Below are 24,087 nucleotides of genomic sequence, written 5' to 3'. Positions count from 1 at the left end.
CTGCGGGACGACTGCCCACACGGGGGGGGTGCGCCTCGCTACTTGCCCGGCGACGCCGCCGCCGTGTCCGAGGGCTTCGCCTTCGGGTCCGGGGCCTCCTCGAAGGTGACCTTGCCCATGTGGCGGTTCATGGACTTCATCAGCATCCAGACCGCGAGGGCCAGGGCCGCGAAGACGACGAAGCCGAGGACGCCGGGGGTCACCTTGTTCTTGTCCAGCTCTTCGGCGGCGAAGGGGACAAGCTGGGTCAGTGCCAGGTGTGCGCTCATGTCAGGCATTGTCGCGGATGCCCGCGAAGAGATCTTCCTCGGGGAGGGAGGTCGGGACCAGCGCCTTGCTGAGCTCGTACTCCTCCGTCGGCCAGACCTCCTTCTGGATCTCCATCGGGACCCGGAACCAGCCGCCGTCGGGGTCGATCTGGGTGCGGTGGGCGATCAGGGCCTTGTCGCGGATCTCGAAGAAGTCCGCGCAGGGGACGTGCGTGGTGAGGTTGCGCGCCTTGCCGCCGAACTCGTCCCAGCGCTTCAGCCAGTCCCCGTACGGCGACTCCAGGCCGCGCGCGAGGAGGGCCTCGTGCAGGGCCTCGGTGCGGGGGCGGTTGAAGCCCTGGTTGTAGTAGAGCTTCAGCGGCTGCCAGACGGGGCCGAACTCGGCCTCCGGGTACTTCTCGGCGTCGGCCGCGCCGTCGAAGGCCACCATCGTGATCTTGTGGGTCATGATGTGGTCGGGGTGCGGGTACCCGCCGTTCTCGTCGTAGGTCGTGACGACCTGCGGACGGAAGGAGCGGATCTTGCGGACCAGGGCCCCGGACGCCGTGTCCACGTCCTCCAGGGCGAAGCAGCCCTCGGGCAGCGGCGGCAGCGGGTCGCCCTCGGGCAGCCCCGAGTCGACGAAGCCGAGCCATTCCTGCGAGACGCCGAGGATCTCGCGGGCCTCGTCCATCTCCTTGCGGCGCACCTCGTGGATGTTCGCCTCGATGTAGGGGTCGCCCTGAAGCTTGGGGTTCAGGACCGAGCCGCGCTCGCCGCCCGTGCACGTCACGACCAGGACGTCCACCCCCTCGGACACGTACTTGGCCATCGTGGCCGCACCCTTGCTCGACTCGTCGTCGGGGTGGGCGTGAACGGCCATCAGTCGCAGCTGCTCAGTCAAGACTCGATCCTCAGTGATTCGACGCGGAGCGTGGTCTCTATAGTGACGGAATCGGGGGAGCGAAAATTCCGCCACCCCCGGCTTCGAGAGGATCCCCCATGAGCGCGGTGCGAGAGCAGCTGCCCGAGGGGCGCTACGGGCGCTCCGCGGATGAGCGGGCCGACCGCAAGCTCAGGATCACCGGAGCGGTGCTCGGAGTCCTCTTCCTCGGACTCCTGGGCTGGTTCGGCTGGCACTACGTCGTCGACAGCAAGATCAGCGCCGAGCTGATCAAGTTCGACGTGGTGAGCGCCCAAGAGGTCCAGGTGCACCTGGAGATCCGCAAGGACGAGGGCGTCAAGGGCGTCTGCACGCTGCGCTCCCGCTCCGAGGACGGCGCCGAGGTGGCCCGCAAGGACGTCCGGATCGACGACGTCGCCGACCGGGTCGACCGCGTCTTCTCGCTCCGGACGACCGCCCGCGCGACGAGCGCCGAGCTCATCGGGTGTACGGCGCTGTAGCGGGGGGTAGGGACGGGGTGTCGAGTCCCGGCGAGTCACCGCGGTGACCTGGGGTGACGCCATCTTTATGGTTTATGTCCTCCCGCTTTTCGCCACTCATTGTTAGGCTCGTGGTTTCGCCCACCCGGGATTGCACCGCTTTCCCGTGTAGGGCGATGCTTTGTATTCCCAGTACCTACGAGGAGCACCTGTGACCCAGACCAGCGACAACGTCACCTGGCTCACCCAGGAGGCGTACAACAAGCTCAAGGACGAGCTTGAGTACCTGTCTGGTCCCGCGCGTACCGAGATCGCGACGAAGATCGCCGCGGCGCGCGAAGAGGGGGACCTGCGCGAGAACGGCGGGTACCACGCGGCCAAGGAGGAGCAGGGCAAGCAGGAGCTCCGGGTCCGCCAGCTCACCCAGCTGCTCCAGCACGCCAAGGTCGGCGAGGCGCCGGCGGACGACGGCGTCGTCGAGCCCGGCATGGTCGTCACGATCGCCTTCGACGGCGACGAGGACGACACGATGACCTTCCTGCTCGCCTCCCGCGAGTACGCGAGCGGTGACATCGAGACCTACTCCCCGCAGTCGCCGCTCGGCGTCGGCGTCAACGGCAAGAAGGCCGGCGACGACGCGGAGTACGAGCTGCCGAACGGCAAGAAGGCCACGGTGAAGATCCTCAGCGCGAAGCCGTACACCGGCTGAGACGCGCGTCCTTGAGCGAAGGGCCGGCCCCCGTGGGGGCCGGCCCTTCGTGTTGCATGCACATGCAATGATGCGGTTCTGACGTCGCGTCAACAGGGCCGGACAGGCCCTGGGGGGAGGACGAGGTGCTGGGACCGCTGCGCGAGGGTGCGCCGCGCCGGATCGGACCGTACGAGGTGCTCGCTCGGCTGGGCGCCGGCGGCATGGGCGAGGTGTTCCTCGCCCGGGACGCCGGGGGTGCCGAGGACGGCAGTTTCGTCGCGCTCAAGACCGTGCGGCGCGATGTCGTCGGGGATCCGGCCTTCCGGGATCGTTTCCGGCGGGAGATCCGCGTCGCCTCGCTCGTCGACAGCCCCTACGCCGCCGCGCCCGTCGGCGGTGACGCCGACGCCGAGGTGCCCTGGCTGGCCACCGCATACGTCCCCGGGCCCAGCCTCTCGCAGGCCGTGCGGCGCGGCGGCCCGCTGCCCGTCGCCGCCGTCCGGGCGCTCGGCGCGGACGTCGCCCGGGCCCTCGCCGATCTGCACCGGGCCGAGGTGCTGCACCGGGACCTCAAGCCCGGCAACGTCATGCTGTCCGTCGACGGCCCGCGGCTCATCGACTTCGGCATCGCCCGCAGCAGCACGGCCACCACCATGACCGCGACCGGCCTCATGGTCGGCACCCCGTCGTTCATGTCCCCCGAGCACGTGGCCGGCGCCCGCCGGGTCACGGCCGCGTCCGACGTGTTCTGCCTCGGCTCGCTCCTCTGTTACGCGGCGACCGGCGAGGACCCCTTCGGCGACGGGCCCCTCGCCGCCGTCCTGTACCGCGTCTCGCAGGCCGAGGCCGATCTGTCCCGCGTCCCGGAGGAGCTGCGCGGGACCGTCGCCGCCTGCCTGGCCGTGGACCCGGCGGACCGGCCGACGCCGGAGGCGCTCGTCGGGCTGCTCGGCACCGGGGCCGCGAAGGTCTTCCCGTGGCCGGAGGGCGTACGGGACCACATCGGCGAGTACGGCAGGGAGCTCGCCCAGCTCGTCGCCTCGGGCGGGCCGCTCCTGGAGGCCGCGCCCGGTCCGTCCGGGCCCGTGGTCACCCCGGCGGTGCCCGGACCGCACTCCGTACCGACGCTCGCGCCCGTGTCGCCGCCCACCGTGCCCGCCGGCGAGCCGCCCCGGAAGCGGCGGAAGCGGCTGCTCGCCGCCGTCCTGGCGCTCGCCGTCGTCGCCGGCGGGCTCGGCGCGTACGTCCTGTGGCCCGATCCGGAGCCGCCGAAGGCGCCCGCGAAGGCGGCCGGGCCCCGGGTCCCCGGGGTGAGCGACCGCGGCCCCGCCGACGCCTCGGGCGTCGTCGCGCAGAACGCCGCCCAGCGCCCGGCCGGCTGGCAGCCCTGGCGGGCGCAGCTGACCGCCCCCGCGCTCGGCTGCTCGGCCGGGGAGAAGGCGCTGGTGTGCCGGACGACGGACGGGCGGTACGAGGCCCTCGACCCGGCGAACGGGAAGCGGCTGTGGACCGCGGACCTGGTGGCGGACCCCCGTGACGACATGAGTTTCATCGGGCCCACCGGCGGATTCTTCATCGCGGGCGACACGGCCGTGCCCGCCGTCCACGACGGCTCCGTCGTCCTGCTCTCCGGTGAGCGCGTCCAGGTCCGGGAGGCCCGCAGCGGCGCGGTGCGCTGGGAGAGGAAGAGCACCGGCCGGGCCAAGATGCGCACGCAGCCGATCGTGGGCGACGGCACGGTCTTCGTCCCGACCGGTGACGAGACCAGCGGCCGGATGACGGCCTTCGCCCTGGCCGACGGCCGCGAGCTGTGGTCCAAGTCCCTCACCAACGCCGACCTGGCGCGCGGGGCGTTCCGCGACTTCGAGCCCGTCGCCTACGCGAACGGCCTCGTGTACGCGCTCAGCGACGCCGGTTTCGTGGCGTTCGACGGGAAGACCGGGCAGCAGCGCGGCCAGGTGCCGTCCGAGGCCAAGGGGTGCGACAGCCTCCACATCCAGGGCCGGAACGCGTACTGCGCACGCATCGAGGCGACGAACGCGGCCAAGCTCGTGCTGTACCGCCTGGACGCGGCGACGCTCGCCCCCGTGGGCGGCGGCCCGCTCGCGGTGCCCGCCGACGTCGCCGCGTCCGGTGCGTGGCCGACCGCCCTGTCCTCCCGCGCCGCCGTCGTGCTCGACCGGGGCCCGATGAGCTGGGCCGACTGGGGCAACACGGGCACGCCCGACGGTGTGTACGTCCTCGCCCCGGCCACCGGCAAGGCCCTCGGCCACTACCCGATCCCCCCGCTCACCGGGGCCGACGGGAGGCAGCAGCTCGTCTCCGACCCGCTCATCGCCGGGAACTCGGTGGTGTACGCCGACTTCTCGGCCCTGCACGTGGTGCCGCTCGGCAGTGGCGGCACGCCCGGCAAGGAGCGCGTCGTGCCCGTGCCGGGTGCCCCCGGGCCCCGCGCCAAGGATCCGTACGACCGCGTGAACGCCACGTACCTGGACCGGGAGATCCGTCCGCCGGTGGTCCTGCCGCTCGGCGGCGTCGCCCACGTCGTGTACGACACCGGGGTCGTCGCCTCCGTCGCGCTCCCCGGCGAGAAGGAGTAGTCGGGTGCTGGAAGCGCTGCCGCCGGGCCGGGCCCCGCGCGTCCTCGGCCCCTACCGGCTGCTGGCCCGCCTCGGCGCCGGCGGCATGGGCGAGGTGCACCTCGCCTGCCGGGCGGACGCGCCGACGGCCGATCCGTACCGGATGGTCGCGGTGAAGACCGTGCGGGACGACCTGGAGGTCGACGGGGACTTCAGGACCCGCTTCCGGCGCGAGATCGCGGCGGCCAGGACCGTGGACGGGCCGGGGGTCGCGCGGCTCGTGGACGCGGACGCCGACGCGCCCTCGCCGTGGCTGGCGACCGAGTACGTGCCCGGCCCCTCGCTCGCGGAGGCCGTCGTACGCTCCGGGGCGCTGCCGGTCGCAGCCGTCCGGGCCCTCGGGGCCGCCCTGGCGCGGGCGCTCGCGGGCGTGCACGCGGTGAAGGTGCTGCACCGGGACCTCAAGCCGGCGAACGTGCTGCTCGCCGCCGCCGGGCCGAAGCTGATCGACTTCGGGATCGCGCAGGCCTTCGAGGCGACGGCGCTGACCTCGACGGGTCTGGTGGTGGGCTCCCCCGGGTTCATGTCGCCGGAGCACCTGGTGGGGAGCCGTGCGGTGGTGCCCGCGTCGGACGTGTTCTGTCTGGGCGCGGTCCTCGCGTTCGCGGCGAGCGGCCGCGGGCCGTTCCACGACGACGAGATGGCGGCCGTGATCTACCGGATCAGCCGGGCCGAGGCCGAGCTCGACGGGGTGCCGGAGGAGCTGCGACCGGTCGTGGAGCGGTGTCTGCGGCTCGACCCGGCCGAGCGGCCGTCGGCGGCGGAGGTCGCGGAGCTGCTGGGCGGCGGCGTGTCCGAGGTGTTCCCGTGGCCCGGCCCGGTGCTGTCGCTGCTCGCCGAGTACGGGGAGGCGGCCCGGAGCGCCGGGGAGGCGGCGGCCTCCGGCGCGGGCGTGGCCGAGCTGCCGACGCTCGGGCCGGTCGTGCCGTACTCCCCCACGGCGATGACGGACCGGCCGGTGCCGCCCGCGGCGCCCGCCGAGCGGCGCCGGCCGTGGGGCGCGCTGGTCGCGGGCGCGGTGGCGGTGGCCCTGGTGGCGACGGTGGGCGTGGTGCTCCTGAACCGGACCGACGGGCGGGCCGGCGGCTCCACGGGCGGGGTCGCGGGGCCGTCGGGTGGCACCACCACGCCGCCGGTCGCCTCGCTGAGCCAGGTGGTCCTGCCGTACGGGGGCGAGGGCCGCGACCGTGACTTCGGCGCGGCCGCCACGGACCGCGCCTACCGTCCGGCGGGCTGGTCCCCCTGGAACGCCCGGGTCGATCAGGGCGTCGGCAGCTGCGCGCTCTCGCCGAAGGTCCTCGTCTGTCCCGGGTCCGGCGGTGCGGTCACCGGGCTGAGCGCGGCGGACGGCAAGGAGCTGTGGAAGGTGCCGGGGCGGAGCGGCGAGGGGCTGGGCAGCGGGCCCCAGTACCCGGCGGTCGTCGGCGGCACGGCGTATGTGACGGGTCCGGACGGGGTCGTCGCGTACGGGGTCGAGGACGGCCGGCAGCGCGGTCGCGTCGCGGGGCCCGGTGCCGACTGGGCCGTGAAGGGCACGGATCTGCGGGACGGCGTCCTCTACTCGACGTACGTGAACATGCGCGACGAGCGGACGGGCCTGGTGACCGCCGTGCGGCTCGCCGACGGCGAGGAGCTGTGGCGGACGCCGCTCGACGCCCTGCCGGAGGAGCCGGTCGCGGCGGCGGGCCGGGTTCTGGTGCCGCTGGGTCTCGTGCCGGTGGCGCTGGACTCCCGTACCGGCAAGGAGGTGGCGCGCGGGGCGGAGGGCTGTCAGCGGTTCGTGGTGCACGGGAAGAGCGGCAGCGTGCTCTGCACGGGCTCGTCGGGGTCCGTGACGGTGCTCGACGGGGCGACGCTGCGGCGGAAGCGGTCCTTCGGTGTCGGCGTGACCGCGGGTCCCGCGGTGAGCGCGGACGGTCGGGTGGCGGTGGCGAGCGGCGCGGCCATCAGCGTCTACGACCTGGAGAGCGGCGAGCGGCGCTGGTCCCTGCTGCCCGTGGTGACCGAGGGCCTGCTGCGGGAGGTGTACTTCGCGGGGGACCGGGTGGTCGCCTTCGGCAGGAACGAGGCCGTGTCCGTCGCGGCGGCCGGCCCCTCGTCCGACGACGACTACGAACGGTTCGAGGCGAGGCTTCCCGAGGGCTTCAAGGTGCAGGCCGCCGGGGAGTCGCTGGCCGCCGGAGGGGCGGCCTTCGTCTCGTTCCCCGACGGCCTGGTGGTGTCCGCGTACCTGCCGTGAGACTCAGGCCGTCGCCGAGCGGTATTTGCGGACCGACAGCGTCCGGAAGACCGCGATGATCAGGATCGACCAGAGCAGCGACGCCCACACCGGGTGCTGCATCGGCCAGGCGTCGGAGGTGGAGACGCCCGGGTTGCCGAAGAGGACCCGGCAGGCCTGGACGGTCGCGCTGAACGGGTTCCACTCGGCGATCGGCTGCAGCCAGGAGGCCAGGTTGCTGGAGTCCACGAACGCGATCGAGATGAACGTGACCGGGAAGAGCCAGATCAGCCCGCCCGAGGTCGCCGCCTCCGGGGTGCGGACCGAGAGGCCGATCAGCGCCCCGATCCAGGAGAAGGCGTAGCCGAGGAGGAGCAGGAGCGCGAAGGCGCCGAGCGCCTTGGGGACGCCCTCGTGGATGCGCCAGCCGACGAGGAGGGCGACGATCGCCAGGACGAAGAGGGTGAGCGTCGTCTGGACGAGATCGGCGAGGGTGCGGCCGGTGAGGACGGCGCCGCGGGCCATCGGCAGCGAGCGGAAGCGGTCGATCAGGCCCTTGTGCATGTCGTCGGCGATGCCCGCGCCCGCTCCGGCGGTGGCGAAGGTGACGGTCTGGGCGAAGATGCCGGCCATCAGGAACTCGCGGTAGACGGCCGGCGAGGTGGAGTTCCCGATCTGCATCGAGCCGCCGAAGACATAGCTGAACAGCACCACGAACATGATCGGCTGGATCAGCCCGAAGACGATCATCTCGGGGATGCGGGACATCCTGATCAGGTTGCGGCGCGCGATCACGAGCGAGTCGTCGACGGACTGGACGATCCCCCCGCGCGGGCGCCGGGTCGTCGGTCGGTCCCCCAGGGCGGTGGTCACTTCACGGCCTCCTTCCGGCCTTTCCTGTTCCCGGCCTTCGACGCGTCCTGGCCCTCCTCCTCGCCCCGGTCGGCCACATGGCCGGTGAGGGAGAGGAAGACGTCGTCGAGGGTCGGGCGGCGCAGGCCGATGTCGTCGATCTCGACGTCCACGGCGTCCAGGTCGCGGATGACCTCGGCGAGCAGCTTGGCGCCGCCGGTGACGGGGACGGTGAGCTTGCGGGTGTGCTCCTCGACGGAGACCTCGCTGTGGCCGATCCCCGCGGCGCCGTAGCGGGCGAGGACGTCCCGGGCGTCGGCGATCGTCTCCGGATCGTGCACGACGACCTCGACGCGCTCGCCGCCCGTCTGGGCCTTGAGCTGGTCGGAGGTGCCGCGGGCGATGACCCTGCCGTGGTCGACGACGCAGATGTCGTGGGCGAGGTGGTCGGCCTCCTCCAGGTACTGGGTGGTGAGCAGCAGGGTCGTACCGCCGGCGACGAGCTCCTTGATGACGTCCCACAGCTCCTGGCGGTTGCGCGGGTCGAGGCCGGTGGTCGGCTCGTCCATGAACATGACCGGCGGGGAGACGACGAGGGCGGCCGCGAGGTCGAGGCGGCGGCGCATGCCGCCGGAGTACGTCTTGGCGGGCCGGTCGGCGGCGTCGGCGAGGTGGAAGCGGTCGAGCAGTTCGCCGGCCCGCACCTTCGCGGCCTTCGCCTTCATCTGGTAGAGCTGACCGACCATCTGCAGGTTCTCGCGGCCGGTGAGGTACTCGTCCACCGCCGCGAACTGGCCGGAGAGGCCGATCGAGCGGCGGACCTCGTCGGGATGCCTGAGGACGTCGATCCCGGCGACGACGGCCCGCCCGCTGTCGGGCTTGATCAGGGTCGTCAGGACCCGCACCGCGGTCGTCTTCCCCGCGCCGTTCGGGCCGAGCATGCCCAGGACCGTGCCCTCCGGCACATCGAGGTCGACGCCGTCCAGAGCTCGTACGTCGCCGAAGGTCTTCACCAGACCCTCGGCGTAGATCGCGCCTGGCATGTGGATTCCCCCAGGGAGATTTAGGGCGTTTCCTCCCGATCCTAGGATTGCGGAGCGGCTCCCGCCCAGTGAATCTCCACCAGCCGCCGGCGCAGCTCGACCGCCCTGCCCGCGTCACCGACCCGCTCCATGCCGAGCAGCGACCTCTCCCAGCAGGCCACGGCCTCGGCCCGCTCGCCGAGGTCGGCGAGGGCGTCCCCGAGACCGAACAGCGAGACCGCCTCACCGTGCAGGTGCCCGCCCTGGCGCTGGAGGACGAGCGCGCTCCGGTACGCCTCGACCGCCTCCGCCGGACGCCGGGCCCCGCGCAGGACGTCGCCGCGGATCCGCAGGCCGATCGCGAGGCTCACCCGGTCACAGGCCGCGCGCTGCATCCGCTCCGCCTCGTCGAGGGCGGCCAGGGCCTCGTCGTGGCGGCCCAGGTTGGCCAGCGCGTCCGCCGTGTTGTTCATGGTCGCGGTCGACTCGGGATCGTGGACGAGGGCCTGCCGGTAGTGGCGGAGCGCGGACCGGTGGTCGCCGAGGTCGGTCCAGCAGGTGCCGATGTTGCTGAGGACGGCCCCCAGCTCACGGTCCCGGTCCGGCTTCCCCTCGTGGATGCGGAGCGCCTGACGGTAGTGGTCGATCGCCTCGTCGGGGCGGCCCGCCTGCATCCGGCCGTTGCCCAGTCCGTTCAGCATCCACGCCTCGGCCCGTTCGTCCCCGGCGGCCCGGGCCGCCGCGAGGCCCGTGAGGTGGGTGCACTGCCAGTCGTCGCTCCGGCCGAGCCTGACGTACGCCCACAGGGAGGCCGCCAGCTTCCACGCGAGGGCGTGGAGGCCGGCCCCGTGCGCCAGGGACACCGCGGCGACCAGGAGCTCCCGCTCCCGCTCGCACCAGGCGTGGGCCTCGTCGTAGCCGGCGAAGGCGCTCGGCTCCGGCCCCGGCTCCAGGGGTACGCGGCGGGCCGAGGGCGCGAGGCGGGCGGTGGCCGCGTCGGCGCCGCGCAGGCACCAGGTGACGAGGCGCTCGACGGCCCGCAGCCGTTCCTCCTCGGTGTCGGTCTCCTTGGCGAGCTCCCTCGCGAGCGCCTGGACCAGGCAGTGGAACTGGTAGCGGCCCGGCGCGGGGGACTCCAGGAGATGGGCGTCCACGAGCGCCTCCAGCCAGTCCTCCACGCACAGCTCGTCGCAGCCGAGGAGGACCGCGGCCGCCTCCACGCCGAACGCCACGCTCGGCATCAGCCCGAGCAGCCGGAACGCCCGCGCCGGACCGTCGAGACCCGCCGGCTCCTGGAGCAGCAGCTCGTAGCTCATCTGCAGCGCCGTGCGGACGTGCAGGTCGTCGGCGTACAGCTCGCGCAGGACACGGCCGTGGCTGTGCAGCCGGTGGGCCAGGTCCTGGACCGACCAGGCGGGGCGGGCGGCGAGCCGGGAGCCCGCGAGGCGCAGGGCCAGCGGCATCCCGCCGCACGCGCGCAGGACCTCCGCCGTCGCCTCCGGCTGCGCCGTGACCCGCTCCTCCCCGACGATCGAGGCGAGGAGACGGTGGGCCGCGTCGTCCGGGAGGGCTCCGAGGTCGATCCGTACGCCCGGGAAGCTGACCAGCCGGCGGCGGCTGGTGACCAGGACGGCGCTGCCCGCGGTGCCCGGCAGCAGGGGCCGTATCTGGGCCGCGTCGCCCGCGTCGTCCAGGAGGATCAGCATCCGCCGGCCGGCGACGAGGCTGCGGAAGAGCGCGCTGCGGGCCTGCACCCCGTCCGGCACCCCCTCCGGGGCCACGCCGAGGGTCCGGAGGAGCAGCCCGAGGGCGCTCTCGGTGGTCATCGGCATCGTGGTCATGCCGCCCAGGTCGAGGAAGACCTGCCCGTCGGGGAACCGCTCGCGGATCCGGTGCGCCGCCTGCACCATCAGGGTCGTCTTGCCCATCCCGCCGCCGCCGGAGACCCGGTGGACGAGGACGGTCGCCCCCTCGGGGCGGTCGGTGGCGGCGAGCTCGCCGACGATCCGCGCGAGCTCCTCCTCCCGGCCGGTGAAGTCGGCGATCGCCGACGGCAGCTGGTGCGGTACGGGCGCGGTGGCGGCGCTCGTCCCGACGGCGGCGGGCGGCTCCTCGGGCGCCGGTGGGGCCACGGCGAGCGAGGGGTCGAGCCGGAGGATGCGCCGGTGCAGTTCCACGAGCCCCGGCTCCGGGTCGACGCCCAGCTCGCTGCGGATCGTGCGGCGCGCGGTGTCGTAGGCGAGGAGGGCGTCGGCCTGCCGTCCGCTGCGGTGGAGCGCCAGCATCAGCTGGCCGTGGAAGGTCTCCCGCAGCGGATGGGCGGCGACGAGCTCGGCGAGTTCGGCGGCGATGCCCTGGTGGCGGCCCAGGTGGAGATCGGCCTCGTAGCGCCACTCCAGGACCTGGAGCCTGGCCTCGTCCAGGCGCCGGACGAACGGTCCGCGCTCGGTGTCGGGCAGGACGACGTCGGAGAGCGGCTCGCCGCGCCACAGGGCGAGCGCCGATCCCGTCAGGGCCGCGACGGCGGTCCAGTCCTTGGCGAGTCTCGCCGCGCGCGCCCGGCAGAGGAGGTCGTCGAAGCGGGTGACGTCCAGCTCGTCCTCGCCGACCCGCAGGCGGAAGCCGAGGGGGGCGACCTGGATGCGGGACTCCGTCGCTTCGTCGGCGTCGAGGACGCGCCGCAGGCGGGCGACGTGGTTGTGGAGCGAGGCGCGGGCGGTGGCCGGAACCGACTCCCCCCACATCGCGGCCTTCACGGTGTCCCAGGACACCAGGGAGTTCGGCCGCATCAGGAGCACCGCGAGGAGGGCCCGCGCCTTCGGCGTCCCCACCGGCCGGGGTGTGCCCCCGGCGTCCTCCACGACGAACGAACCCAGCAGCCCGAATCGCACGGCGCCCCTCCCCCTTGCCGTTCACCCGCCGCCAGGGAGGTGATCCGACGGACGCATCGTAGGCCCGGGGCGGCCGGAACGTGGCGCAGTTCCGCAGGGTGGGCGCGGCGCCGTGCCGGCCCGTCCCGGTGTCCCGGACGGGATCCGGGACACCCGTTGGCGCGCTGTTGGCGGGCCGTTGGTCCCGGGGGTGAAGCTGGGGTCCTCGCACGGAGTACGACGACGACGGGGAGCTTGAGATGGCGGTCGGCGCACACGGCACGGGCAGGACCAGCGGGGCGAACGGGGCGGGCAGAACCGGCGGGGCGGGGGCGACGGGCGGGGCGGGCAGAACCGGCGGGGCGGGGACGACGGGCCACCGGGGGTGCGCGGGGTGCGAGGGCGGTGAGACGACGACGCCCTGGGCCGAGCTGGCCGCCGAGATGCGCCGCATCAAATGCGCCACCGAGCTGAGCTACGGCCAGCTCGCGCAGCGCACGCACTACAGCCGCTCCTCCTGGGAACGGTTCCTGAACCAGAAGCAGTTGCCGACCCGGGTCGCCGTCGAGCAGTTCGCCGCGGCCGCCGGGACGGACCCGCGCCCGCTGCTGCTCCGCCTGGAGCGCTCCCTCGCGCACGAGACGGCCGCGCGCGCGGCGGCCGCCCACCACGAGGGCGTACGGGGCGGGGAGCCGGTGCGCGTCCCGGTGCTCCCGGCCCCCCGGCGGGAGTCGGGCCTGCCGGACCTCGGCCGGCCGCTGGGCCTGATCGCGGCGGGGGCGCTGGTCGGCGGCGGTCTGGTGGGCGTCCTCAGCCGGGCGGCGCGGGGCCGCAGGGGGGTCTGAGGCGACGGGGAGCGGAGGAGACGGACGCGGGTGCACGCCGGGAGGTCAGCCGAGCACCGTGTACCCCGCGTCCCGCAGCGCCTCCTCCACCTCCCGGCAGTGCTCCGGGCCCTTCGTCTCCAGGTGCAGCTCGACCTCCGCCTCCGTCAGGCCGAGGCGCGGATCGGTCCGTACGTGGCTGACGTCCAGGACGTTCGCGTCGACCACCGTCAGGACCGCGAGCAGCGTCGCGAGCGCCCCCGGCCGGTCCGTGACGCGCAGCCGCAGGCTCAGGTAGCGGCCCCCGGCGGCCATGCCGTGCCGCAGGATCCGCTGGAGCAGCAGCGGGTCGACGTTCCCGCCGGAGAGGACCGCCACCACCGGACCCCGGAAGGACGTCGGGTCGGTGAGGAGCGCGGCCACCGGGCTCGCGCCCGCCGGTTCGACCAGGAGCTTCGCCCGCTCCAGGCAGAGCAGCAGCGCCGAGGAGAGCGCGTCCTCGGAGACCGTACGGACCTCGTCGACGTACTCCTGGATCAGGGCGAAGGGCACGTCGCCCGGGCGTCCGACCTTGATCCCGTCGGCCATCGTCACCGGCGACTCGATGACCACGGGGCGCCCGGCGGCCAGTGAGGGCGGGTAGGCGGCCGCGCCCTCCGCCTGGACGCCGATCACCTTCACGTCCGGGCGCAGCGACTTCACCGCGAGCCCGATGCCGGCCGCGAGCCCGCCGCCGCCGATGCCGACGAGGACCGTCCGCACCTCGGGGCACTGCTCCAGGATCTCCAGGCCGACGGTGCCCTGTCCGGCGATGATGTCGGGGTGGTCGAAGGGGTGGATGAAGACCGCGCCCGTCTCGTGGGCGTACTCCTCGGCCGCCGCGAGCGTCTCGTCGACGACGTGGCCGTGCATCCGGACGTCCGCGCCGTAGTCGCGGGTCGCCGCGACCTTCGGCAGCGGGGCGCCGACCGGCATGAAGACGGTGGCGTGCACGCCGAGGAGCTTCGAGGCGAGCGCGACGCCCTGCGCGTGGTTCCCGGCGGAGGCCGCGACCACTCCGGCCGCCCGCTGCTCGGGCCGCAGCCCGGCGATCCGTACGTACGCCCCGCGGAGTTTGAACGAACCGGTCCGCTGGAGGTTCTCGCACTTGAGGTGGACCGGGGCTCCCACCAGCGAGGACAGATGGCGGCTGCCCTCCATCGCCGTCATCCTGGCGACCCCGGCCAGCATCTTCTGCGCCCCCCGCACGTCGTCGAGCATCAGCCGGTGCAAGGGGTGTGGCATACGGAAGCTCATGACAGCAAGTCTCGCAGCTCACGGCCCCCGTGGCCGCCCGGAGGGCGGGCCGCCGAACGGGTTTGCGCAGCCCCGGTACGGACCCCGGCGGGGCCGCGTACTCTGTCCCCCACCGACCGACCACCCCCGCACGAGAGAGACCCACAGCCATGCCCACATCTCAGGACATGACGACTGCGCTCGACCCCGGTCTCCTCGATGCCCTCCAGCACCAGGTGGCCGTCTTCGCCCGCCGTGCCGAGCAGACCCGCCTCGGCGGCACCGGCCAGCTCCGCAACTCCATGGACCGCGCGGCCTACCTCCTCCTCAACCGCCTCGACCAGGAAGGGCCGATGGGGGTGAAGGCGCTCGCGGCGGGCATGGGGATCGACTCCTCCACGGTGACCCGTCAGGTCGCCCCGCTCGTCGACACCGGCCTGGTGAAGCGCACCTCGCACCCGGAGGACGGCCGGGCCGTCGTCCTCCAGCTGTCGCCGCGCGGTCTCGCGCGCCTGGAGGAGGTCCGTTCCTCGCGCCGCCAGCTGATGGTCGAGGTGACGGAGGGCTGGACGCCGGAGGAGCGGGAGTCCTTCTGCACCCTGCTCACCCGCTTCAACACGGCCCTGTCCGCACGGCAGTCGGCGCACACGGGCCACGCGCCGGCCGGGACGGACTCCGCGCAGACCTCTTGACCCCGCCCCCGCGCTGTCCTCAGATGAGGAGGTGCGAGAGCAGCAGCGCGGACGGAGCACCGAACAGGCCCGCCGCACCAGGGAGTTCGAGGCGTTCGTGGCCGGGGCCGCGGGCCGGCTGCTGCATGCCGCGACGCTGCTGACCGCCGAGACCCGCGCCCGCAACCCGTACGCCCAGGCCCTGCTGACCGCCGCCCTGGCACACACGTACGCGGTGTGGGACCGGCTGCGCGACGAGGACCCCTACGACCTCGCGCGGCGCGATCTCGCCGCCCGCTTCGCCCGCACCGCCTGGCGGCACCACGGCGGCCAGGACGGGGTGCTCGCCGTGCTCTCCCCGCAGGAGCGGCTCGTCGTCGTCCTGCGGCTGTACGAGGGGGTCGCGGAGGAGCAGGTCGCGGCGCTGCTCGGCCTGTCCGAGACCCGGGTCCGCGTCGTCTGCGCCCGCTCGGTCGCCACGCTGAGGGCCGCGGCCCGGGGCGGCACCGGGGCCGCCGCGTGAGCCGCTACGAGGACAAGGAGGCGGCGGTCCGGCGGCTGCTCGACACCCCGCACCCGCCGGTCCCCCGCGACCTGGCGCTGCGGGCGGCCGAGCGGGGGGCCCGGCGGCGCGAGCACGCCCGGCGGGTACGGCGGGTGCTGTGGGTGCTTGGCGCGCTCGCCGTGCTGGCCTTCATGGTGTGGGCGTCGACGGCCCACCCGTGGGAGGCCCCGCCGGCGGAGACGACTCCGCCGCTCGAAGGCTGGTGAGCACGCCTCCGGCGCGAGGGGACGGCCGGGTGCCCCCGAGGCGTACGGGAACACCCGGCCGTCACCGCGAGTACTGCTAGCCCAGCGCCTGGCGCAGGTCGGCGAGCAGGTCCTCGACGTTCTCGATGCCCACCGAGATGCGGACCAGGTCGGCCGGGACCTCCAGGGCGGAGCCGGCGACGGACGCGTGGGTCATCCGGCCCGGGTGCTCGATGAGGGACTCGACGCCGCCCAGCGACTCACCGAGGGTGAAGAGCTGCGCCCGGTTGCAGACCTCGACGGCCGCTTCCTCGCCGCCCTGCACGCGGAAGGAGATCATGCCGCCGAAGGAACGCATCTGCTTGGCCGCGATCTCGTGCCCCGGGTGCTCCGGCAGTCCCGGGTAGAGGACCTGGGTGACCTTCGGGTGCTGGGTGAGCATCTCGGCGATCTTCTCGGCGTTCTCGCTGTGCCGGTCCATGCGCACGGCGAGGGTCTTGATGCCGCGCAGCACGATCCACGAGTCGAAGGGACCGGCGACCGCGCCCATCGCGTTCTGGTGGTAGGCCAGTTCCTCGCCGAGCGCCTCGTCCGCGGTCACCAGGGCGCCGCCGACGACGTCGGAGTGGCCGCCCATGTACTTGGTGAGCGAGTGCACGACGACGTCCGCGCCGAGCGCCAGCGGCTGCTGGAGGTACGGCGAGGCGAAGGTGTTGTCGACGACGAGCTTCACGCCGGCCTGGCGGGCGACGCCGGCGACGGCCTCGATGTCGGTGATGCCGAGGAGCGGGTTCGAGGGGGTCTCGACCCAGATCAGCTTGGTGCGGTCGTTGACCGCGGCACGCACGGAGTCGATGTCCGAGGTGTTCGCCACGGAGAAGTCGACGCCCCAGCGCTGCACGACCTTGGCGAAGAGCCGGAACGTGCCGCCGTAGGCGTCGTTCGGGATGACCACGTGGTCGCCGGGCACGAGGAGCGTGCGCAGCAGGCAGTCCTCGGCCGCGAGGCCCGAGGCGAAGGCGAGGCCGCGCCGGCCGCCCTCCAGGGCCGCGAGGTTCTCCTCCAGGGCGGTACGGGTCGGGTTGGCGCTGCGGCTGTACTCGTAACCGCCGCGCAGCCCACCCACGCCGTCCTGCTTGTAGGTGGACACCTGGTAGATGGGCGGGACGACCGCGCCGGTCAGCGGGTCGGCGGTGTTGCCCGCGTGGATCGCGCGGGTCTCGAAGCTCTGATGGGAGTGCTGGTCGCTCATGGGTCAGGAGCGTAGTCCCGTACGCCTCCCGCCGCTTCAAACGTCTCACCGGGTGTCCTGGACAATGGACACATGGAGATTCTCTGGTTCCTGATCGCGCTCGGTCTGCTCTTCGGCGTCCTCGGTCCCTTCGTGCTGCGCCGCCGGGGCGGCGGAGGGATCCGGCAGGTCGCGCCGGGGGCGCCGGACGCGGCGGACCCGGAGGCGTACGGCTTCGTGCGGCAGGAGGACCAGGACGTGCGGCTGCCCGGCGCCGACGACGAGCTCCTGCACGTCCTCGACGTCGTCCAGGCCACCCAGGACTGGCGGCCGGCCTCGCGGCTGCTCGCCGCCACCGGCACCGACGGCGAGGTGCGCTGGCAGCGCGTCCAGGCCTTCGCGGGCGCGGCCTCCCTGGAGCTCCAGGAGCGGCCCGGCGCCGGCGGGGCGTGGCTGCGGACCTGGCGGGCGGAGGCGCCGAAGGACGCGGGCGGCGCGGCGGTGCACGGCGAGTTCCTGGTGCAGCAGGCGTGGCGGTCCTCGTCGGCCGGGACGGACGACTTCCGGATCATCCTGGAGGAGGCCCTGAAGGTCACCGAGGAGGCGGCGCTCCTCGCCCCCGGCGACCCGGTCCCGTACGTCACGCAGCTGGCCGTGGCGCGTGGACTCGGTTACGGCCACGAGCAGTTCGACCAGGTGTGGGCGAAGGTGATCGACCGCGCGCCGGAGCACATGGGGGCGCATCTGGCGGCCCTGCACTACTGGTGCGAGAAGTGGCACGGTTCGCGCGAGGAGGCCGACCACTTCGCGACGACGGCCGCGGCGCGCGCCCCGCGGGGTTCGCTGCTCGCCGCGCTGCCGCTGTTCGCGGTGTTCGAGCACGTGCCGGACGTGGTGCTCGTGCAGGACTTCTTCCGTACGGCGGTGGTGTCCAAGGCCATGGACGGCGCGCTGTACGCGGTCCACTCGGCCCGCCCCGACGACCCGATGCTGGCGCACGTCCGCCACCTCCTCGTCTGGTTCCTGGTGCGCTCGCAGCGCTGGGCGGAGGCCATGCACCAGCTGGTCCTCGTCGACGGGCACGTGGGCGCGGTCCCGTGGACGCTGAACGGCGACCCGGCGGCGGAGTACACGGTCTTCCGGAACCTGGCGGTCGCGGGGTACGAGGCGAACGGCGGCAGCCCGGCGACCCTGCCCCGCTGAGCCCCTCGAACCGGCCTCCACCTGCGTGAACCCAGGGAATCCGGGTGGACGGTGTCCGCCCCCGAGGGCGATGATCCGGGCTCCCCCCACCTGCTCGTACGATGATCGTCACACCTTTCCCGTGGGGGGGAATCTGCCCGATGGGCGCCACTCTGCGCGCGCTGCGCGCCCTCGTCCTGCTGGCCGGCTTCCATCTGCTCGGCCTCCTCCTGCTCGCCCTGCTCGGCGCGCTCGACTGGGTGGCCTGGCGGTGGGCTCCGGCCGTCTGGGCACTGAAGACGTACGCCGTCAGCCTCCTGCTCGCCGTCCCCGTCGTCCGCGGCATGCTCATGCTCCGCACCCCCCGCGACGAGGGCGTCGGCGGCGTCCCCGTCACCGAGGCCGAGGAGCCCCGGCTCTGGGCGGCCGTACGGGAACTCGCCGCGCTCGTCGGGACCCGGGCGCCCGACGAGATCCGGCTCACCGCCGACATGAACGCCGCCGTCACCGAGGACGCCCGCCTCCTCGGCCTCCTCGGCGGCACCCGCCGCCTCTACCTCGGACTCCCCCTCGTGGCCGGACTCTCCGAGGCCCGGCTGCGCGCCGTACTCGCCCACGAGCTCGGCCACTACGCCCACTCCGACACCCGGCTCTCCGGCATCACCGAACGCAGCCGCCTCCACGTCGCCCGTACCGTCGAACGCTTCGAGGAGAAGGCCGGCCTCAAGGTCGCCAGGGAACGCGCCCGGCAGGAACGCAAGTCCGCCCGACGGGTCGCCAAGGGCAGGACGGCCAGGAAGGTCGACACCACCGGCGTCGGCCTCACCTACCGCGTGATGGCCCGGATCTACACGGAGTACGGCCGCTTCTCCCTGCGCGCCACCCTGAGCGACTCCCGCCGCCAGGAGAGCGCCGCCGACCTCGCCGCCGCCCGCATCGCGGGCCGCGACGCCACCGCCTCGGCGCTCCGCGCGCTCCCGGCGCTCGACGCGGCCCACGAGTTCTACCTGAACGCGTACGCCACCCTCGGCGTCGAGTTCGGGATGCTACCGCCGCGCGGGGAGGTCTTCGGCGGGGTGCGCCACCTGCTCGAAGCCCGCGCGGAGGAACTGGCGGGGACGCACGTCGAACTGCCCGCCGAACCCGCCACGCCCTACGACTCGCACCCGCCGACCGCCGAGCGCGTCGCCACGATCGAGTCCCTGCCCGACGACGGCCGGGCCGCGGAGGCGGACCGCCCGGCCTTCGCGCTGCTCGCCTCGCCCGAGAAGGCCCTGCCCGAGGTCGAGGACGCCACCCTGGCCCCCGAGGCCCTGCGGATGCGCCGCCTCGACTGGCCGGACCTGGTTCACGAAGCGATGACGGCGAGGTACGTACGGGACACGGAGGAGCTGCGGGAGGCGCTCGGGGAGCCGACGGGGGCGGCCGGAGCCGCAGGGCTCTACGGACTCGACGGGCTCGATCAGGCCGAGCGGCTGCGGCTGGAGGTCGAGGCGTTCCTCGACGCCGTCGACGCCGGTACGGTCTGGGGCCTCGTCGACCGGCTCCCCCAGTCCGAGGAGGCCGCCGCCGCGACCGGCCGGGCGGCCCGCGAGTTCGCCCGCTCCTCGCTGCGCCGCGAACTCGCCCGCCTCCTGACGACCGTGCTCGCCGTGGACGGCCGGGCCCGCTGGCAGTTCTCCTGGTCGGCCCCCACGTCCCTGCTGCTGCCCGACGGATACGCCGAGGAGCTCCCGGCGGCCCTGGACGCGGCGATCGCGGACCGCCCGGACACCGAGCGGCTGCGCACGCTGCTGGCCGCAGGCTGACCCCCGTAACCCCGCTCTCCCCCGTACCGAGGAAGTCACCCGGTGGCCGTACTGCTCTGGATCGTCCTGCCCCCCCTGGCGCTCTGCGTGGCCGCCGTCGCCCTCGTCTTCCTGGTCGCGATCGTGCGCGGCCTGGCCAGGGACGTGCGCACGGATCCGGCCGCCGGGGAGACCGCGTCCCGCGTCGCCGCGCTCGGCCTTCTGCCCGCCGAGCGGCAGCACACCGACCTCGCGGGCCCTCGACCGCCGGACCTCACCGTGGCGCTCGCGGCCGCCCGGGCCGGCGACTGGACGCCCGCCGCCGGGCTGCTCGACGCGACGGCGGAGGCCCGTGACTGGGAGGGCCGCGCGGCGCTCTGCGAGCGGCTCGCGGACCTGGCCGCCGAGGAGGACGGATGGCTGCGGGCCTGGGAGGCGGCGCGACCGGCCGACCCGGGGGCCGCGCTCGTGCGGGCGCGCGGGACGGTGTTCCTGGCGTGGAACGTACGGGGCGGGCGGCGGGACGAGGACACCACCGCCGAGCAGGAGGAAGGGTTCCGCCGGGTCCTGGCCGGCTCCCGGGCGGAGCACACGCGCGCGGTGGCCCTGGCGCCGGCCGAGGACCCCTCGCCGTACGTGGGCGAGATCTGGACGGCGCTCGGTCTCGGCCTGCCCCACGAGGAGCTGCGACGGCTCTGGCGCGAGGTCACGGACCGGGCCCCGCACCACTACGAGGCGCACTTCGCGGCGCTGCAGTACTGGTGCGGCAAGTGGTGCGGCTCCGCGGAGCTCGCGCGGGCCTTCGCGGTGCGGGCGGCGACGGGCGCCCCGCGCGGCAGCCTGCTCACGGCGCTCCCGCTGATCGCCCACTTCGAGCACGACGCCTCGGACACGACGGATGCCGACCGGACCCCGGAGATGTACGCGGCGGTGGACGCGCTCCTGGCGGACGTGACCGCCGCCGACCCGGCCCACCCGCGCCTCCCGGAGGCCCGGCACGTGCTGGCGTACTACCTGTGGCTCCAGGACCGGCACACGGCCGCGATGGAGCAGTTCCGGCTGGTCGACGGCTACGTCGGCGCCCTGCCCTGGCGGTACAAGACGGACCCGGCGGAGGAGTTCTGCCGGGCCCGCGACGACTGCGCGGGGCACGCCGCGTCCGGGGAATCCAGCCCGCCCCCGCGGCGTTGACAGGACTGCCGAACGTCGAGGAGAGATGCAGCATGTTCCTGTCCCGCACCCCCGTCCTCCCCACCCCCGAGCAGGCCCTGCCGGGCCGGTCCGAGCCGGAGTTCTCCGTCCCGGAGCGCCACACCGTCCTCGGCAACCCGCTCCTCGGCCCCTACCCGGAGGGCCTTGAGGTCGCCGACTTCGCGCTGGGCTGTTTCTGGGGCGCCGAGCGAAAGTTCTGGCAGACCGAGGGCGTCTGGACGACCCTCGTCGGCTACCAGGGCGGCTCCACGCCGCATCCGGTGTACGAGGAGGTCTGCTCGGGCCTGACCGGGCACACCGAGGTCGTCCGCGTCGTCTTCGACCCGGCGAAGGTCTCGTACGAGTCGCTCCTGAAGCTCTTCTGGGAGTCCCACGACCCCACCCAGGGCTTCCGCCAGGGCAACGACGTGGGCACCCAGTACCGCTCGGCGGTCTACACCCACTCCCCGTCCCACGCGGAGCGGGCGGAGGCGTCCCGCGCGTCCTACCAGAAGGTCCTGACGGCCTCGGGCTACGGCGAGATCACCACGACGGTCCTCCCGGCCGACGAGACCCGCCCCTTCTATCCGGCGGAGGGGTACCACCAGCAGTACCTGGACAAGAACCCGGCGGGCTACTGCGGCATCGGCGGCACGGGCGTCTCCTGCCCGATCGGGGTCGCCGAGGCCGAGTAGGGCTCGCGGGCCCCGGAGTCAGGACCGGCCGCCGCCTCAGGTCGATCCGCTCTGCGCCGAGGTCAGTTGACGGCCGCGCGCAGCCGGGCCGCGGTGGCCGCCGCCTCGTACCCCTCCGGGACCCCTTCGATCAGGAGGACGTCGCCGGCCATGTGGCGGGTGCGGAGCGGGATCAGGGCCCGGTAGGGCTCGGAGTCGTACCAGCCGCGGGCGTCCTCGTACGTCGGGAAGCCGATGATCACGAGGGCGCCGGGCCAGGTGCCCTCGCGGACCTCGCGGGCGGGGGCGCCGTGGACGAGGAAGCGGCCGCCGAAGGGGTCCAGGGTGTCCTGGATGCGCTCCATGTACGTGAAGACCTCCTCGTCGAGGACGGGCTTCGGGTGCAGGTTTCCGATGGCGTATGCGGTCATGACGCAAGCGTGCCGGGGCATGCCGTACCGGGTCGATTACCCCGGACGTCATGCCCCGGCCGCCGTACGCCCGGGGGCGTCAGATGGTCGCCGTGTCGATGACGAAGCGGTAGCGGACGTCGCTCTTCACGACCCGCTCGTACGCCGCGTTGATCTGGTCCGCGCGGATCAGTTCGATCTCGGCGCCCAGGCCGTGCTCGGCGCAGAAGTCGAGCATCTCCTGGGTCTCGGCGATGCCGCCGATCATGGAGCCCGCGAGGGTCTTGCGGCCGCCGATGAGCGAGAAGAGGCCGACCTTGACGGGCTCCTCGGGGGCGCCGACGTTCACCAGGGCGCCGTCCGTCTTGACCAGGCTCAGGTAGGCGTCGAAGTCGAGCGGCGCCGAGACCGTGGAGATCACCAGGTCGAAGGTGCCGGCGAGCTTCGTGAAGGTCTCCGGGTCGGAGGTCGCGTGAAAGTGGTCGGCGCCCAGCTTCAGGCCGTCCTCCTGCTTGCGCAGCGACTGGCTCAGGACGGTCACCTCGGCGCCGAGCGCATGGGCGATCTTGACGCCCATGTGGCCGAGGCCGCCGAGGCCGACGATCGCGACCTTCTTGCCGGGTCCCGCCTGCCAGTGGGCGAGCGGCGAGTAGAGGGTGATGCCGGCGCAGAGCAGCGGGGCGGCCTCGTCGAGGCCGATGCCCTCGGGGATGCGCAGGGTGTAGTTCTCGTCGACGACGATGTGGGTGGAGTAGCCGCCGTAGGTCGGCTCGCCGTTCTTGTCGAGGGCGTTGTACGTGCCGGTCATGCCGTTCACGCAGTACTGCTCCAGGCCGCGCAGGCAGTACTCGCACTCTCGGCAGGAGTCGACGAAGCAGCCGACGCCGACGCGGTCGCCGGCCTTGAACTTCGTGACGCCGGGGCCGACCTCGGCGACGATGCCGGCGATCTCGTGGCCGGGGACCATCGGGAAGATGCCCTCGCCCCAGCCGTTGGTGGCCTGGTGGATGTCCGAGTGACAGATTCCGGCGTACTTGATCTCGATGAGGACGTCGTGCTCGCCGACGGGCCGGCGCGGCACGGTGGTGCGCTCCAGCGGGGCGTTGGCGGCGGGTGCGGCGTACGCGGGGACGGTGGTCACGTTCGTGGTCATGCGTCCAGCCTGCCGGAGCGCGAGGACCGTACCCAGCCACCTGTTCTGCCTACGACCGGTGTGCCTACCACTGGCAGGGTCAGGAACGTACGTCCGTCCGTGCGGCCCGGCGGCGATAATGGGGCGGTATGGATCTCAGTGCCGAACTCAGTGAATTCCTGCGCTCCCGGAGGGCCCGGCTGAAGCCGCGGGACGTGGGCCTGCCGGAGTTCGGGCGGCACCGGCGGGTGCCGGGGCTGCGCCGCGAGGAGCTGGCGCAGCTGGCCGGGGTGTCCGTGGCGTACTACACCCGGCTCGAACAGGGCAACGGGCGGAACGTGTCCATGGAGGTCCTCGACTCGATCGCGCGGGCGCTGCGGCTGAGCGAGGCGGAGCGGGACCATCTCACGCGGCTGGCGAAGCCGGCGCCGGGGCGGAAGCGGCCGTCGCGGCCGCAGCGGCTGCGGCCGGGCGTCCAGCAGCTGATGGACGCGATGACGGGGGTTCCGGCGTACGTCGTGGGGCGGCGCACGGACGTCCTGGGGTCCAACCGGATGGCCGCCGCGCTGTTCGGTGACGTCGCCGCGCTGCCGCCGGAGGAGCGCAACATCGCGCGGCTCCTCTTCCTGGGCGACAACTGCCGGGACCTGTTCGTCGACTGGGAGCAGAAGGCCTGCGAGGTCGTGAGCTATCTGCGGCTCGACGCGGGCCGGCATCCGGACGATCCGCTGCTCTCGGCGCTGGTGGGCGAGCTGTCGGTGAAGAGCGAGCATTTCCGGAGCCTGTGGGCGGCGCACCATGTGAAGGACAAGGGGCACGGCGCGAAGCGGCTGCACCATCCGCTGGTGGGTGAGCTGACGCTGTGGTGCGAGACGCTGATGCTGGCCGACGACCCGGAGCAGTGCCTGGTGACCTTCCACGCGGAGCCCGGTTCGCCCTCGGAGGAGGCGCTGGGGCTGCTCGCCAGCTGGGGCGCGGAGCACGCCCTGCGGTGACGCCGAACGGCGGCCCCCTCGCGTCGAGGGGGCCGCCGTTCG

General features: G+C 73.8%; 22 protein-coding genes. 13 read left to right on the top strand and 9 right to left on the bottom strand.

Annotated features, from left to right (window positions below; genetic code table 11):
* Positions 1-38 precede the first annotated feature (38 nt).
* Together AB5J54_RS25185 and mca are read right to left on the bottom strand one after the other, a co-directional pair.
* The gene (locus tag AB5J54_RS25185; protein ID WP_369146170.1) at positions 39-278 is read right to left on the bottom strand and encodes a hypothetical protein; all 240 of its coding nucleotides are present in this window, start codon (positions 276-278) and stop codon (positions 39-41) included.
* On the bottom strand, positions 271-1,152 hold the full coding sequence (gene mca / locus AB5J54_RS25180; protein WP_369146169.1) for a mycothiol conjugate amidase Mca: 882 nt from the start codon (positions 1,150-1,152) through the stop codon (positions 271-273). The genes AB5J54_RS25185 and mca overlap by 8 nt, the downstream gene beginning before the upstream one ends.
* Positions 1,153-1,250: 98 nt before the next feature.
* Here mca and AB5J54_RS25175 point away from each other — a divergent pair, with 98 nt between their 5' ends.
* The 4 genes from AB5J54_RS25175 (at position 1,251) to AB5J54_RS25160 (ending at position 7,200) form a co-directional block, all read left to right on the top strand.
* On the top strand, positions 1,251-1,652 hold the full coding sequence (locus AB5J54_RS25175) for a DUF4307 domain-containing protein (RefSeq protein ID WP_369146168.1): 402 nt from the start codon (positions 1,251-1,253) through the stop codon (positions 1,650-1,652).
* 190 nt (positions 1,653-1,842) lie between these two features.
* A complete protein-coding gene (gene greA / locus AB5J54_RS25170; RefSeq protein WP_369146167.1) occupies positions 1,843-2,340 on the top strand; it encodes a transcription elongation factor GreA in 498 nt (165 codons plus the stop codon).
* Between the two features lie 125 nt (positions 2,341-2,465).
* Positions 2,466-4,922, top strand: coding sequence for a protein kinase (locus tag AB5J54_RS25165; protein WP_369146166.1), 2,457 nt, complete (start codon positions 2,466-2,468; stop codon positions 4,920-4,922).
* A gap of 4 nt (positions 4,923-4,926) precedes the next feature.
* Entirely contained in the window at positions 4,927-7,200 is a 2,274-nt protein-coding gene (locus tag AB5J54_RS25160; RefSeq protein ID WP_369146165.1) for a protein kinase, read from the top strand.
* 3 nt (positions 7,201-7,203) lie between these two features.
* Here the strand turns inward: AB5J54_RS25160 and AB5J54_RS25155 are convergent, their stop codons facing one another.
* Genes AB5J54_RS25155 through AB5J54_RS25145 form a run of 3 tightly spaced genes read right to left on the bottom strand, consistent with a single transcriptional unit; the run spans position 7,204 to position 11,944 of the window.
* Complete coding sequence (locus tag AB5J54_RS25155) at positions 7,204-8,052, bottom strand: ABC transporter permease (protein WP_369146164.1); 849 nt, start codon at positions 8,050-8,052, stop codon at positions 7,204-7,206.
* Complete coding sequence (locus tag AB5J54_RS25150) at positions 8,049-9,074, bottom strand: ATP-binding cassette domain-containing protein (RefSeq protein ID WP_369146163.1); 1,026 nt, start codon at positions 9,072-9,074, stop codon at positions 8,049-8,051. Before AB5J54_RS25150 ends, AB5J54_RS25155 begins: the two co-directional genes overlap by 4 nt.
* A gap of 41 nt (positions 9,075-9,115) precedes the next feature.
* A complete protein-coding gene (locus AB5J54_RS25145; RefSeq protein WP_369146162.1) occupies positions 9,116-11,944 on the bottom strand; it encodes a BTAD domain-containing putative transcriptional regulator in 2,829 nt (942 codons plus the stop codon).
* 239 nt (positions 11,945-12,183) lie between these two features.
* On the opposite strand from AB5J54_RS25145, the gene AB5J54_RS25140 reads away from it, so the two are divergent.
* A complete protein-coding gene (locus AB5J54_RS25140; protein WP_369146161.1) occupies positions 12,184-12,768 on the top strand; it encodes a helix-turn-helix domain-containing protein in 585 nt (194 codons plus the stop codon).
* Positions 12,769-12,813: 45 nt separating this feature from the next.
* Here the strand turns inward: AB5J54_RS25140 and ilvA are convergent, their stop codons facing one another.
* Complete coding sequence (gene ilvA / locus AB5J54_RS25135) at positions 12,814-14,043, bottom strand: threonine ammonia-lyase (RefSeq protein WP_369146160.1); 1,230 nt, start codon at positions 14,041-14,043, stop codon at positions 12,814-12,816.
* A 149-nt stretch (positions 14,044-14,192) separates the two neighbouring features.
* Between ilvA and AB5J54_RS25130 the strand changes: the two genes are divergently transcribed.
* The 3 genes from AB5J54_RS25130 to AB5J54_RS25120 are packed head-to-tail and all read left to right on the top strand — an operon-like array spanning position 14,193 to position 15,464.
* Entirely contained in the window at positions 14,193-14,714 is a 522-nt protein-coding gene (locus AB5J54_RS25130; protein ID WP_369146159.1) for a MarR family winged helix-turn-helix transcriptional regulator, read from the top strand.
* A 31-nt stretch (positions 14,715-14,745) separates the two neighbouring features.
* The gene (locus AB5J54_RS25125) at positions 14,746-15,216 is read left to right on the top strand and encodes a sigma factor-like helix-turn-helix DNA-binding protein (RefSeq protein ID WP_369146158.1); all 471 of its coding nucleotides are present in this window, start codon (positions 14,746-14,748) and stop codon (positions 15,214-15,216) included.
* A complete protein-coding gene (locus tag AB5J54_RS25120) occupies positions 15,213-15,464 on the top strand; it encodes a hypothetical protein (protein WP_369146157.1) in 252 nt (83 codons plus the stop codon). The genes AB5J54_RS25125 and AB5J54_RS25120 overlap by 4 nt, the downstream gene beginning before the upstream one ends.
* A 76-nt stretch (positions 15,465-15,540) precedes the next feature.
* On the opposite strand, the gene AB5J54_RS25115 is transcribed toward AB5J54_RS25120, so the two are convergent.
* Positions 15,541-16,695, bottom strand: coding sequence for a cystathionine gamma-synthase (locus tag AB5J54_RS25115; protein ID WP_369146156.1), 1,155 nt, complete (start codon positions 16,693-16,695; stop codon positions 15,541-15,543).
* Between the two features lie 72 nt (positions 16,696-16,767).
* Here AB5J54_RS25115 and AB5J54_RS25110 point away from each other — a divergent pair, with 72 nt between their 5' ends.
* The 4 genes from AB5J54_RS25110 to msrA all read left to right on the top strand — a co-directional run bounded on the left by AB5J54_RS25110 (position 16,768) and on the right by msrA (position 21,529).
* Entirely contained in the window at positions 16,768-17,877 is a 1,110-nt protein-coding gene (locus tag AB5J54_RS25110) for a hypothetical protein (RefSeq protein WP_369146155.1), read from the top strand.
* 140 nt (positions 17,878-18,017) lie between these two features.
* On the top strand, positions 18,018-19,664 hold the full coding sequence (locus tag AB5J54_RS25105; protein WP_369146154.1) for a M48 family metallopeptidase: 1,647 nt from the start codon (positions 18,018-18,020) through the stop codon (positions 19,662-19,664).
* A gap of 42 nt (positions 19,665-19,706) precedes the next feature.
* Positions 19,707-20,834: a hypothetical protein gene (locus tag AB5J54_RS25100; protein ID WP_369146153.1), complete on the top strand. Its 1,128-nt coding sequence runs from the start codon at positions 19,707-19,709 to the stop codon at positions 20,832-20,834.
* Positions 20,835-20,866: 32 nt separating this feature from the next.
* Positions 20,867-21,529 (top strand): peptide-methionine (S)-S-oxide reductase MsrA, encoded by a 663-nt coding sequence (msrA, locus tag AB5J54_RS25095; protein ID WP_369146152.1) that lies wholly within the window; start codon positions 20,867-20,869, stop codon positions 21,527-21,529.
* 62 nt (positions 21,530-21,591) lie between these two features.
* Here the strand turns inward: msrA and AB5J54_RS25090 are convergent, their stop codons facing one another.
* Positions 21,592-21,939, bottom strand: coding sequence for a DUF1330 domain-containing protein (locus AB5J54_RS25090; RefSeq protein WP_369146151.1), 348 nt, complete (start codon positions 21,937-21,939; stop codon positions 21,592-21,594).
* 79 nt (positions 21,940-22,018) lie between these two features.
* Positions 22,019-23,071: an NAD(P)-dependent alcohol dehydrogenase gene (locus tag AB5J54_RS25085; RefSeq protein ID WP_369146150.1), complete on the bottom strand. Its 1,053-nt coding sequence runs from the start codon at positions 23,069-23,071 to the stop codon at positions 22,019-22,021.
* 128 nt (positions 23,072-23,199) lie between these two features.
* Between AB5J54_RS25085 and AB5J54_RS25080 the strand changes: the two genes are divergently transcribed.
* Complete coding sequence (locus tag AB5J54_RS25080) at positions 23,200-24,045, top strand: helix-turn-helix domain-containing protein (RefSeq protein WP_369146149.1); 846 nt, start codon at positions 23,200-23,202, stop codon at positions 24,043-24,045.
* The last annotated feature ends 42 nt before the right edge of the window (positions 24,046-24,087 follow it).

Origin of the sequence: Streptomyces sp. R44, from assembly GCF_041053105.1 — a bacterium.
Classification (GTDB): domain Bacteria; phylum Actinomycetota; class Actinomycetes; order Streptomycetales; family Streptomycetaceae; genus Streptomyces.
Note: the sequence above shows the minus strand (reverse complement) of the source record. Positions and strands in the feature narration are given on the sequence as shown.

Bases quoted from the DNA above. Each gene is read 5' to 3' on its own strand.
- AB5J54_RS25090 (WP_369146151.1), bottom strand. From the start codon at position 21,939: ATGACCGCATACGCCATCGGAAACCTGCACCCGAAGCCCGTCCTCGAC.
- msrA (WP_369146152.1), top strand. From the start codon at position 20,867: ATGTTCCTGTCCCGCACCCCCGTCCTCCCCACCCCCGAGCAGGCCCTG.
- AB5J54_RS25140 (WP_369146161.1), top strand. From the start codon at position 12,184: ATGGCGGTCGGCGCACACGGCACGGGCAGGACCAGCGGGGCGAACGGG.
- ilvA (WP_369146160.1), bottom strand. From the start codon at position 14,043: ATGAGCTTCCGTATGCCACACCCCTTGCACCGGCTGATGCTCGACGAC.
- AB5J54_RS25175 (WP_369146168.1), top strand. From the start codon at position 1,251: ATGAGCGCGGTGCGAGAGCAGCTGCCCGAGGGGCGCTACGGGCGCTCC.
- AB5J54_RS25150 (WP_369146163.1), bottom strand. From the start codon at position 9,074: ATGCCAGGCGCGATCTACGCCGAGGGTCTGGTGAAGACCTTCGGCGAC.
- AB5J54_RS25110 (WP_369146155.1), top strand. From the start codon at position 16,768: ATGGAGATTCTCTGGTTCCTGATCGCGCTCGGTCTGCTCTTCGGCGTC.
- AB5J54_RS25085 (WP_369146150.1), bottom strand. From the start codon at position 23,071: ATGACCACGAACGTGACCACCGTCCCCGCGTACGCCGCACCCGCCGCC.
- AB5J54_RS25080 (WP_369146149.1), top strand. From the start codon at position 23,200: ATGGATCTCAGTGCCGAACTCAGTGAATTCCTGCGCTCCCGGAGGGCC.
- AB5J54_RS25130 (WP_369146159.1), top strand. From the start codon at position 14,193: ATGCCCACATCTCAGGACATGACGACTGCGCTCGACCCCGGTCTCCTC.
- AB5J54_RS25105 (WP_369146154.1), top strand. From the start codon at position 18,018: ATGGGCGCCACTCTGCGCGCGCTGCGCGCCCTCGTCCTGCTGGCCGGC.
- AB5J54_RS25115 (WP_369146156.1), bottom strand. From the start codon at position 16,695: ATGAGCGACCAGCACTCCCATCAGAGCTTCGAGACCCGCGCGATCCAC.
- AB5J54_RS25185 (WP_369146170.1), bottom strand. From the start codon at position 278: ATGCCTGACATGAGCGCACACCTGGCACTGACCCAGCTTGTCCCCTTC.